Consider the following 10,130-nt stretch of genomic DNA (forward strand, 5'->3'; position numbering starts at 1 on the left):
GCCGGAGCAGACCCACTCGCGGACGTCGTCGAGGCTGATGTGCGCGGTGGGCACGCGGCGGCGCTGCGCCCAGTGTCGGGCGACGGTCGTCTTGCCCGCGCCCGCGGGGCCGATGAGGAGTACGGCGAGGGTCGCCGCGCGCGGACCTGACCGGGCACGTGCCGCTGCCGCCCGTGAGCGCGCCGCTCGCGCCGCCCGTGGAGCACGGCGCCGGGACCGGCGCGGCGACCCTCGCCGTACTCCTCATCGGCCCCGCGGGCGCGGGCAAGACGACCGTCGCCCGACACTGGGCGCAGCGCCGCCGCGTGCCCACCGCGCACATCAGCCTCGACGACGTCCGCGAGTGGGTCTGCTCCGGCTTCGCCGACCCGCAGTCCGGCTGGAACGAGCACTCCGAGGCGCAGTACCGGCTCGCCCGCCGCACCTGCGGCTTCGCCGCACGCAACTTCCTCGCCAACGGCATCTCCTGCATCGTCGACGACGCCGTCTTCCCGGACCGGCCCGTCGTCGGCCTCGGCGGCTGGAAGCGCCACGTCGGCCCCGGCCTGCTGCCCGTCGTCCTGCTGCCCGGCCTGGAGATCGTCCTGGAGCGCAACGCCGAGCGCAGCGGCAACCGGCGCCTCTCGGACGAGGAGGTCGCCGCCATCCACGGCCGGATGGCCGGCTGGTACGGCTCGGGCCTGCCGATCATCGACAACTCCACGTACGACGTCGAGACCACCGCGCGCGTCCTCGACGACGTCCTCGCCCGCGCGATCGCGAGCCCGCCCACCTGGTGACCCCGCCCGGACGGCCGTTCTGAACAGGACGGCCCGCCGCGACGCTCGTAGGCTCGGAGCATGTCAGAGGTGTATGCGGACCGCCGTGTGCGGCTGCGCGACCGGTGCGCGGCCGCGGGCAGCCCGGCGGCCCTGGTCTCCCGCCCCGCCAACGTCCGCTATCTCGCGGGTGGTTCGCCGCCCGGCGCCGTCCTGCTCGTCGGGCCGGAACCGGAGGCGGACGTCCTGCTCTGCCCCGTCGCGCCCGGTGGCGAACCGGCCGACGGACGGCTCGACGAACTGCTCCGGCAGCAGGTCATGCCCACCGGGGGCGGTGATCCGGCGGTCGTCGCCGTCGACCTGGCCCGCCGGGCCGGCGCCGACGCGCTCGCGGTCGAGGAGCACCACCTGACGGTGGCCCGGCACCGGGCCATGGGCTCCGCCGCCCCCGCACTGCACCTCGCCGACCTCGCCTGCGCCGTGGAGCAGCTCAGGATCGTCAAGGACGAGGACGAGATCGCCTGCCTGCGGATCGCGGCGGAGATCGCCGACCAGGCCCTCGGCGAACTGCTGGAGTCGATCCTGGTGGGGCGGACCGAGCGCCACCTCGCCCTGGAGCTGGAGCGGCGGCTCGTCGACCACGGCGCCGACGGGGCCGCCTTCCCCACCTCGGTGGGGACAGGACCGCACTCCGGGCGCCGGGGGCACCGGCCCACCGACCGCCGGGTCGAGGAGGGCGATTTCCTCACCGTCTGCCTCGGCGCGGACTACCGCGGCTACCGGTGCGAGATCGGCCGGACGTTCGTCATCGGCACCACCCCCGCCGACTGGCAGATCGAGCTGTACGAGCTCGTCTTCGCCGCTCAGCGGGCCGGCCGCGAGTCCCTCGCACCCGGCGCCGACTACCGGGACGTGGACAGGGCGGCCCGCCAGATCCTGGACGCCGCGGGACACGCGGGGGCCACCGTGCCCCTCACCGGGCACGGAGTGGGGCTCGAAATCGACGAGGACCCGCAGCTCTCACCTTCGGCCATGGGTAAACTGGACGCTTGCGTGCCGGTCACCGTCGAACCGGGGGTCCACCTCCCGGGCCGGGGCGGAGTCCGGATCGATGACACGCTCGTCGTACGCCAGGAGGCGGACGGCGGACCCGAGCTACTCACCATCACGACCAAGGAGCTGCTCGCGCTGTAGGCGCGCCCTGCCTTCTCGGTCCTCGTCAGTCCAGGAGATTCCGCAACCGTGGCTTCCACGAACGACCTCAAGAACGGCATGGTGCTCAAGCTCGAAGGCGGCCAGCTCTGGTCCGTCGTCGAGTTCCAGCACGTCAAGCCCGGCAAGGGCCCGGCCTTCGTGCGCACCAAGCTCAAGAACGTGCTGTCCGGCAAGGTCGTCGACAAGACCTTCAACGCCGGCGTGAAGGTCGACACGGCCACCATCGACCGCCGCGACATGCAGTTCTCCTACATGGACGGCGACTACTTCGTCTTCATGGACATGGAGACCTACGACCAGCTGCACGTTTCCCGTGCTGCCGTCGGCGACACCGCCAACTTCCTCATCGAGGGCTTCACCGCCTCGGTCGCGCAGCACGAGGGCGAGGTGCTCTACGTCGAGCTCCCGGCCGCCGTCGAGCTGACCATCCAGCACACCGACCCGGGCGTCCAGGGCGACCGCTCCACCGGTGGCACCAAGCCCGCCACCCTGGAGACCGGCCACGAGATCCAGGTCCCGCTCTTCATCACCACCGGTGAGAAGGTCAAGGTCGACACCCGCGACAGCAGCTACCTCGGCCGGGTGAACAAGTAACCGTGGCCGCTCGGAGCAAGGCCCGCAAGCGCGCCTTCCAGATCCTCTTCGAGGCGGACCAGCGTGGTGCCTCCGTCCAGGAGGTTCTCGCGGACCAGGTCCGGCACGCGCGGTCGGACGACCGCCAGCCGCCGGTCAGCGACTTCACCATGCAGCTGGTCGAGGGATACGCGGCCCACGTGGCGCGGATCGACGAGCTCATCGCGACCTACGCGGTGGACTGGGACCTCGACCGGATGCCCGTCGCCGACCGGAACATCGTGCGCCTCGGTGCGTACGAGCTGATCTGGGAGGACGGCACGCCGGACGCGGTCGCGATCGACGAGGCGGTGCAGCTCGCCAAGGAGTTCTCCACCGACGAGTCCCCGGTCTTCGTCAACGGCCTCCTCGGTCGCTTCAAGGACCTGAAGCCGCGCCTGCGCCGCGACGCGGACGCCTAGGTCCCGTAAGGCACGCGAAGGGGCCCGCAGCACTCGGTGCTACGGGCCCCTTCGCGTGCCCGGGGCTCCTGTTGGCGTGCCAGGGGCTCCCGGGGGAAAGAAAAGTGCCGGGCCCGTGGACGTCGGATGACGTCCACGGGCCCGGCGGTACGTTTCTGCTACGCCCTCGGCAGGGTCAGTTGTCCTCGTGGGCGACCGCGCGGCGCGCGTCCGCGTCCAGGACGCCCCAGCTGATCAGCTGCTCGGTGAGGACCGAGGGGGACTGGTCGTAGATGACGGCGAGCGTGCGCAGGTCGTCCTGACGGATCGACAGCACCTTGCCGTTGTAGTCGCCGCGCTGCGACTGGATCGTCGCCGCGTAGCGCTGGAGCGGGCCGGCCTTCTCCTGCGGGACGTGGGCCAGGCGCTCCAGGTCGAGGACCAGCTTCGGCGGCGGCTCGGCGGCCCCGCCCGGGGTCGTGCCCGGCAGGAGTTCCTGCACCGGGACCCCGTAGAAGTCGGCCAGCTCGGCAAGGCGCTGCACGGTCACCGCGCGGTCACCGCGCTCGTACGAGCCGACCACGACCGCCTTCCAGCGGCCCTGGGACTTCTCCTCCACCCCGTGGAGGGACAGACCCTGCTGGGTGCGGATGGCGCGGAGTTTGGCCCCGAGCTGCTTTGCGTATTCGCTGGACATAACGCTCCCGGACGCTGTGACGACATGCGGCTGCGCCGCGCGGCTGGTAACTCACTGTGAGGTTACGCAGCGTTACACCTACCCGTCAAGCCGAATGGTCCGTACCGCCCCCTCCCGGGGGACGGCGCCCGGAGTGACGACAGGGGTGGGCGGGATGGTCCCGCCCACCCCTGGTAAAGTGAACGGCGCAAATCCGACGTCCTTTAAGAGCCGTCCCGTGAGGCGGAGAAGGAGGTCCGTTTTCCATGGACACTCAGCAGCAGTACGGCGATGAAGCCCGGCCCGTTCTCGAGGCCCCGGACATCGCGCGGGTCCTGACCCGCATCGCCCACGAGATCGTCGAGCGCGCCAAGGGCGCCGACGACGTGGTCCTCCTCGGCATCCCCACCCGCGGCGTCTACCTCGCCCGCCGACTCGCCGAGAAGCTCGAATCGATCACCGGCACCAAGATCCCGGTCGGCTCCCTCGACATCACCATGTACCGGGACGACCTGCGGATGAAGCCCGCCCGCGCCATCGGCCGCACCGAGATCCCCGGTGACGGCATCGACGGCCGCCTCGTCGTCCTCGTCGACGACGTCCTCTTCTCCGGACGCACCATCCGCGCCGCCCTCGACGCCCTCGGTGACATCGGCCGCCCGCGCGCCGTCCAGCTCGCGGTCCTCGTCGACCGCGGCCACCGCGAACTTCCGATCCGCGCCGACTACGTCGGCAAGAACCTCCCCACGTCGCTGCGGGAGACGGTCAAGGTCCAGCTCGCCGAGGAAGACGGTCGCGACACCGTCCTGCTCGGCAGCAAGCCCGCCTCCTCCTAGCCGGACCGGCACCCCCGACGGGGCCGGGGCACAGCCCTGCGCACCCGCATGCCCTCACACCTCCCCACCACGGAGAGAAACCCCGATGATGCGTCACCTCATCTCGGCCGCCGACCTCACCCGCGACGACGCCGTCCAGATCCTCGACACCGCCGAGGAGATGGCCCGGGTGGCCGACCGGCCCATCAAGAAGCTGCCGACCCTGCGCGGCCGGACCATCTGCAACCTCTTCTTCGAGGACTCCACCCGGACCCGGATCTCCTTCGAGGCCGCCGAGAAGCGCCTCTCCGCCGACGTGATCAACTTCGCGGCCAAGGGCTCCAGCGTCTCCAAGGGCGAGTCCCTCAAGGACACCGCGCAGACCCTGGAGGCCATGGGCGTCGACGCGGTCGTCATCCGGCACAGCGCCTCCGGCGCCCCGTACCGGCTCGCCACCTCCGGCTGGATCGACGCCCCCGTCATCAACGCCGGCGACGGCACCCACCAGCACCCCACCCAGGCCCTCCTCGACGCCTTCACCATGCGCCGCCGCCTCGTCGGCCGCGACGAGGGCCTCGGCCAGGACCTCGCCGGCAAGCGCATCACCCTCGTGGGCGACGTCCTGCACAGCCGGGTCGCCCGCTCCAACGTCGACCTGCTCCACACCCTCGGCGCCGAGGTCACCCTGGTGGCCCCGCCGACCCTGGTCCCCGTCGGCGTCGAGACCTGGCCCTGCGACGTCTCGTACGACCTCGACGGCGTGCTGCCGAAGTCCGACGCTGTGATGATGCTGCGTGTGCAGCGCGAGCGGATGAACGCCGCCTTCTTCCCGACCGAGCGCGAGTACTCGCGCCGCTACGGGCTCGACGGCGAGCGGATGGCGAAGATGCCCGAGCACGCCATCGTCATGCACCCCGGCCCCATGGTCCGCGGCATGGAGATCACCGCCGAGGTCGCCGACTCCGACCGCTGCACGGTCGTCGAGCAGGTCACCAACGGCGTCTCCGTCCGGATGGCCGTCCTCTACCTGCTTCTGGGCGGCAACGAGTCCGCCGTCAGCCACACCCGCACCGAGGAGAACAAGTAACCATGAGCAAGATCCTTATCCGCGGTGCCCGGGTCCTCGGCGGCGAAGCCCAGGACGTCCTCATCGACGGCGAGACCATCGCGGAGGTCGGCACGGGCCTCTCCGCCGAGGGCGCGACCGTGATCGAGGCCGACGGCCAGATCCTGCTGCCCGGCCTGGTCGACCTCCACACCCACCTGCGCGAGCCCGGCCGCGAGGACTCCGAGACCGTCCTCACCGGCACCCGCGCCGCCGCCTCCGGCGGCTACACCGCCGTCTTCGCCATGGCCAACACCCACCCGGTCGCCGACACCGCCGGCGTCGTCGAGCAGGTCTACCGCCTCGGCCAGGAGGCCGGCTACTGCGACGTCCAGCCCATCGGCGCCGTCACCGTCGGCCTCGAGGGCAAGAAGCTCGCCGAGCTCGGCGCCATGCACGACTCCGCCGCCGGCGTCACCGTCTTCTCCGACGACGGCAAGTGCGTCGACGACGCCGTGATCATGCGCCGCGCCCTGGAGTACGTGAAGGCCTTCGGCGGCGTCGTCGCCCAGCACGCCCAGGAGCCCCGCCTCACCGAGGGCGCCCAGATGAACGAGGGCGTCGTCTCCGCCGAGCTCGGCCTCGGCGGCTGGCCCGCCGTCGCCGAGGAGTCGATCATCGCCCGCGACGTCCTCCTCGCCGAGCACGTCGGCTCCCGCGTCCACATCTGCCACCTCTCCACCGCCGGCTCCGTCGAGATCGTCCGCTGGGCCAAGTCCCGCGGCATCGACGTCACCGCCGAGGTCACCCCGCACCACCTCCTCCTCACGGACGAGCTGGTCCGCTCGTACAACCCCGTCTACAAGGTCAACCCGCCGCTGCGCACCGAGAAGGACGTCCTCGCCCTGCGCGAGGCGCTGGCCGACGGCACGATCGACATCGTCGCCACCGACCACGCCCCGCACCCGCACGAGGACAAGGACTGCGAGTGGGCCGCGGCCGCCATGGGCATGGTCGGCCTGGAGACCGCCCTCTCCGTCGTCCAGCAGACGATGGTCGAGACCGGTCTCCTCGACTGGGCCGGCGTCGCCGACCGGATGTCCTACGCCCCCGCCCGCATCGGACGGGCCAAGGGCCACGGACGCCCCGTCTCGGCAGGTGAGCCCGCGAACCTGACGCTGGTCGATCCGGCTTACCGTGGTGTCGTGGACCCCGCGGACTTCGCCTCCCGCAGCCGCAACACCCCCTACGAGGGCCGTGAGCTGCCGGGACGCGTCACCCACACCTTCCTGCGGGGCCGGGCAACGGTCGTGGACGGGAAGCTGGCGTGACACCACTCATCGCAATCGCCGCAGAGGCGGCCGAACAGAAGTCGGCGGAGGTGACCGACTGGGCCGGACGGCTCGGCTGGGTCGCCGGACTGCTCCTCTTCGTCGTCCTCGTGTACTGGCTCATGCGTCAGGGCTGGAAGTGGCGCGGCAGCCTCCAGTCGGACCTCCCCGAGCTCCTCACCGCGCCGGACGCCACCGGCGAGGCGAGACTGACTCTCAGCGGGCGCTACCACGGGTCCACGACCGCCGGGCAGTGGCTCGACCGGATCGTCGCCCACGGCCTCGGCACCCGCAGCCGCGTCGAGCTCACGCTCACCGACGCCGGGATCGAGGTCGTACGCCCCGGGGCGAACGACTTCTTCCTGCCGACCGCCGCCCTGCGCGAGGCCCGCCTCGACAAGGGCATCGCCGGCAAGGTCCTCACCGAGGGCGGGCTCCTGATCGTCACCTGGGAGCACGGCGGCAAGCAGATCGACTCCGGCTTCCGCTCGGACCGGGCGGCCGAGCACACGGCCTGGGTCGACACCATCAACTCCATGATCAACACGACGGAAGGCATCGCACGATGACGACCTCCACCAGGGGAGCCGAAAAGGTTCCCGCCGTACTCGTCCTGGAGGACGGCCGCATCTTCCGCGGCCGTGCCTACGGGGCCGTGGGGGAGACCTTCGGCGAGGCCGTGTTCTCCACCGGCATGACCGGCTACCAGGAGACCCTCACCGACCCGTCGTACCACCGCCAGGTCGTGGTCATGACCGCCCCCCACGTCGGCAACACCGGCGTCAACGACGAGGACCCCGAGTCCGCGAAGATCTGGGTCGCCGGCTACGTCGTCCGCGACCCCGCCCGCATCCCGTCGAACTGGCGCTCCCAGCGCTCCCTCGACGAGGAGCTGCGCAACCAGGGCGTCGTCGGCATCTCCGGCATCGACACCCGCGCCCTCACCCGCCACCTGCGCGAGAGCGGCGCCATGCGCGTCGGCATCTTCTCCGGCAACGCGCTGCCCGACGAGGGCACCATGCTCGCCGAGGTCCGCCAGGCCCCCGAGATGAAGGGCGCGAACCTCTCCGAGGAGGTCGCCACCAAGGAGACGTACGTCGTCCCCGCGATCGGCGAGAAGCGCTTCACCGTCGCCGCCGTCGACCTCGGCATCAAGGGCATGACCCCGCACCGGATGGCCGAGCGCGGCATCGAGGTCCACGTCCTCCCCGCCACCGCCACCGCCGAGGACGTCTACGCCGTCGCCCCCGACGGAGTCTTCTTCTCCAACGGCCCCGGCGACCCGGCCACCGCGGACGGCCCCGTCGCCGTCATGCAGGCCGTCCTGGAGCGCAAGACGCCGCTCTTCGGCATCTGCTTCGGCAACCAGATCCTCGGCCGCGCGCTCGGCTTCGGCACCTACAAGCTGAAGTACGGCCACCGGGGCATCAACCAGCCCGTCCAGGACCGCACCACCGGCAAGGTCGAGGTCACCGCGCACAACCACGGCTTCGCCGTCGACGCGCCCCTCGACAAGGTCTCCGACACCCCCTACGGGCGTGCCGAGGTCTCCCACGTCTGCCTGAACGACAACGTGGTGGAAGGCCTCCAGCTGCTCGACCAGCCGGCCTTCTCCGTCCAGTACCACCCCGAGGCGGCCGCGGGCCCGCACGACGCCGCGTACCTCTTCGACCGCTTCGTTTCTCTGATGGAGGCCGAGCGTGCCTAAGCGCACCGATATCCAGTCCGTCCTGGTCATCGGCTCCGGCCCGATCGTCATCGGCCAGGCCGCCGAGTTCGACTACTCCGGCACCCAGGCCTGCCGCATCCTCAAGGCCGAGGGCCTGCGGGTGATCCTGGTCAACTCCAACCCGGCGACGATCATGACCGACCCGGAGATCGCCGACGCCACGTACGTCGAGCCGATCACCCCCGAGTTCGTCGAGAAGATCATCGCCAAGGAGCGCCCCGACGCGCTCCTGCCCACCCTCGGCGGCCAGACCGCGCTCAACACCGCGATCTCCATGCACGAGCAGGGCGTCCTCGAGAAGTACGGCGTCGAGCTCATCGGCGCCAACGTCGAGGCCATCAACAAGGGCGAGGACCGCGACCTCTTCAAGGGCGTCGTCGAGGCCGTCAAGGCCAAGATCGGATACGGCGAGTCCGCCCGCTCCGTCATCTGCCACTCCATGGACGACGTCCTCAAGGGCGTCGAGACGCTCGGCGGCTACCCCGTCGTCGTCCGCCCCTCCTTCACCATGGGCGGCGCCGGCTCCGGCTTCGCCCACGACGAGGAGGAGCTGCGCCGGATCGCCGGCCAGGGCCTCACGCTCTCCCCGACCACCGAGGTGCTCCTGGAGGAGTCCATCCTCGGCTGGAAGGAGTACGAGCTGGAGCTGATGCGCGACAAGAACGACAACGTCGTGGTCGTCTGCTCCATCGAGAACTTCGACCCGATGGGCGTCCACACCGGTGACTCGATCACCGTCGCCCCGGCGATGACGCTCACCGACCGCGAGTACCAGCGCCTCCGTGACATCGGCATCGCGATCATCCGCGAGGTCGGCGTCGACACCGGCGGCTGCAACATCCAGTTCGCCGTCAACCCGGACGACGGCCGGATCATCGTCATCGAGATGAACCCGCGCGTCTCCCGCTCCTCGGCGCTCGCCTCCAAGGCGACCGGCTTCCCGATCGCCAAGATCGCGGCCCGTCTCGCCGTCGGCTACACGCTGGACGAGATCCCGAACGACATCACGGAGAAGACCCCGGCGTCCTTCGAGCCCACGCTCGACTACGTCGTCGTCAAGGCCCCGCGCTTCGCCTTCGAGAAGTTCCCGCAGGCCGACTCCACCCTCACCACCACGATGAAGTCGGTCGGCGAGGCCATGGCCATCGGCCGCAACTTCACCGAGGCGCTCCAGAAGGCCCTGCGCTCCCTGGAGAAGAAGGGCTCGCAGTTCACCTTCGTCGGCGAGCCCGGCGACAAGGCCGAACTCCTCCGCGAGTCGGTCCGCCCGACCGACGGCCGCATCAACACCGTCATGCAGGCCATCCGTGCCGGCGCCACCCCGCAGGAGGTCTTCGACGCCACGAAGATCGACCCGTGGTTCGTCGACCAGCTCTTCCTGATCAAGGAGATCGCCGACGAGCTGGCCGCCGCCGAGAAGCTCGACCCCGAGCTGCTCGCCGAGGCCAAGCGCCACGGCTTCTCCGACGCCCAGATCGCCGAGATCCGCGACCTGCGCGAGGACGTCGTCCGCGAGGTCCGGCACGCCCTCGGCGTCCGCCCGGTCTA

10 protein-coding genes and 2 pseudogenes are annotated in these 10,130 nt (G+C 71.0%); 10 read left to right on the top strand and 2 right to left on the bottom strand.

Features of this window, described 5'->3' with window-relative positions; translation table 11 throughout:
- Positions 1–141: pseudogene (locus tag CCN56_RS42315) on the bottom strand (AAA family ATPase); the annotation flags it as partial.
- Between the two features lie 2 nt (positions 142–143).
- Between CCN56_RS42315 and CCN56_RS37140 the strand changes: the two are divergent.
- The 4 genes and pseudogenes from CCN56_RS37140 to nusB form a co-directional block, all read left to right on the top strand.
- Positions 144–779 (top strand): annotated as a pseudogene (locus tag CCN56_RS37140) (AAA family ATPase); the annotation flags it as partial.
- A gap of 60 nt (positions 780–839) precedes the next feature.
- On the top strand, positions 840–1,952 hold the full coding sequence (locus tag CCN56_RS37145; protein ID WP_086832121.1) for an aminopeptidase P family protein: 1,113 nt from the start codon (positions 840–842) through the stop codon (positions 1,950–1,952).
- A gap of 48 nt (positions 1,953–2,000) precedes the next feature.
- Positions 2,001–2,567 carry an elongation factor P gene (efp, locus tag CCN56_RS37150; RefSeq protein ID WP_086832122.1) on the top strand — a complete coding sequence of 189 codons (567 nt, stop codon included), beginning with the start codon at positions 2,001–2,003 and terminating at the stop codon, positions 2,565–2,567.
- A 2-nt stretch (positions 2,568–2,569) separates the two neighbouring features.
- Positions 2,570–3,007: a transcription antitermination factor NusB gene (gene nusB, locus CCN56_RS37155; RefSeq protein WP_086832123.1), complete on the top strand. Its 438-nt coding sequence runs from the start codon at positions 2,570–2,572 to the stop codon at positions 3,005–3,007.
- A 175-nt stretch (positions 3,008–3,182) separates the two neighbouring features.
- Here the strand turns inward: nusB and bldD are convergent, their stop codons facing one another.
- Complete coding sequence (gene bldD, locus CCN56_RS37160; protein WP_017242229.1) at positions 3,183–3,683, bottom strand: transcriptional regulator BldD; 501 nt, start codon at positions 3,681–3,683, stop codon at positions 3,183–3,185.
- Between the two features lie 245 nt (positions 3,684–3,928).
- Here bldD and pyrR point away from each other — a divergent pair, with 245 nt between their 5' ends.
- The 6 genes from pyrR to carB form a co-directional block, all read left to right on the top strand.
- On the top strand, positions 3,929–4,498 hold the full coding sequence (gene pyrR / locus CCN56_RS37165) for a bifunctional pyr operon transcriptional regulator/uracil phosphoribosyltransferase PyrR (protein ID WP_086832124.1): 570 nt from the start codon (positions 3,929–3,931) through the stop codon (positions 4,496–4,498).
- 85 nt (positions 4,499–4,583) lie between these two features.
- Positions 4,584–5,564: an aspartate carbamoyltransferase catalytic subunit gene (locus tag CCN56_RS37170; RefSeq protein ID WP_086832125.1), complete on the top strand. Its 981-nt coding sequence runs from the start codon at positions 4,584–4,586 to the stop codon at positions 5,562–5,564.
- A 2-nt stretch (positions 5,565–5,566) separates the two neighbouring features.
- A complete protein-coding gene (locus CCN56_RS37175; protein ID WP_086832126.1) occupies positions 5,567–6,853 on the top strand; it encodes a dihydroorotase in 1,287 nt (428 codons plus the stop codon).
- Positions 6,850–7,422 carry a hypothetical protein gene (locus tag CCN56_RS37180; RefSeq protein ID WP_086832127.1) on the top strand — a complete coding sequence of 191 codons (573 nt, stop codon included), beginning with the start codon at positions 6,850–6,852 and terminating at the stop codon, positions 7,420–7,422. The genes CCN56_RS37175 and CCN56_RS37180 overlap by 4 nt, the downstream gene beginning before the upstream one ends.
- Positions 7,419–8,561 (top strand): glutamine-hydrolyzing carbamoyl-phosphate synthase small subunit, encoded by a 1,143-nt coding sequence (gene carA / locus CCN56_RS37185; RefSeq protein WP_086832128.1) that lies wholly within the window; start codon positions 7,419–7,421, stop codon positions 8,559–8,561. The genes CCN56_RS37180 and carA overlap by 4 nt, the downstream gene beginning before the upstream one ends.
- Positions 8,554–10,130, top strand: a 1,577-nt coding sequence (gene carB, locus CCN56_RS37190) for a carbamoyl-phosphate synthase large subunit (protein WP_086832129.1), incomplete at its 3' end; no start/stop codon positions are given. The genes carA and carB, both read left to right, overlap by 8 nt.

The sequence above is a fragment of the Streptomyces sp. NRRL B-24572 genome, assembly GCF_002156145.1.
GTDB classification, from domain to species: domain Bacteria; phylum Actinomycetota; class Actinomycetes; order Streptomycetales; family Streptomycetaceae; genus Streptomyces; species Streptomyces vietnamensis.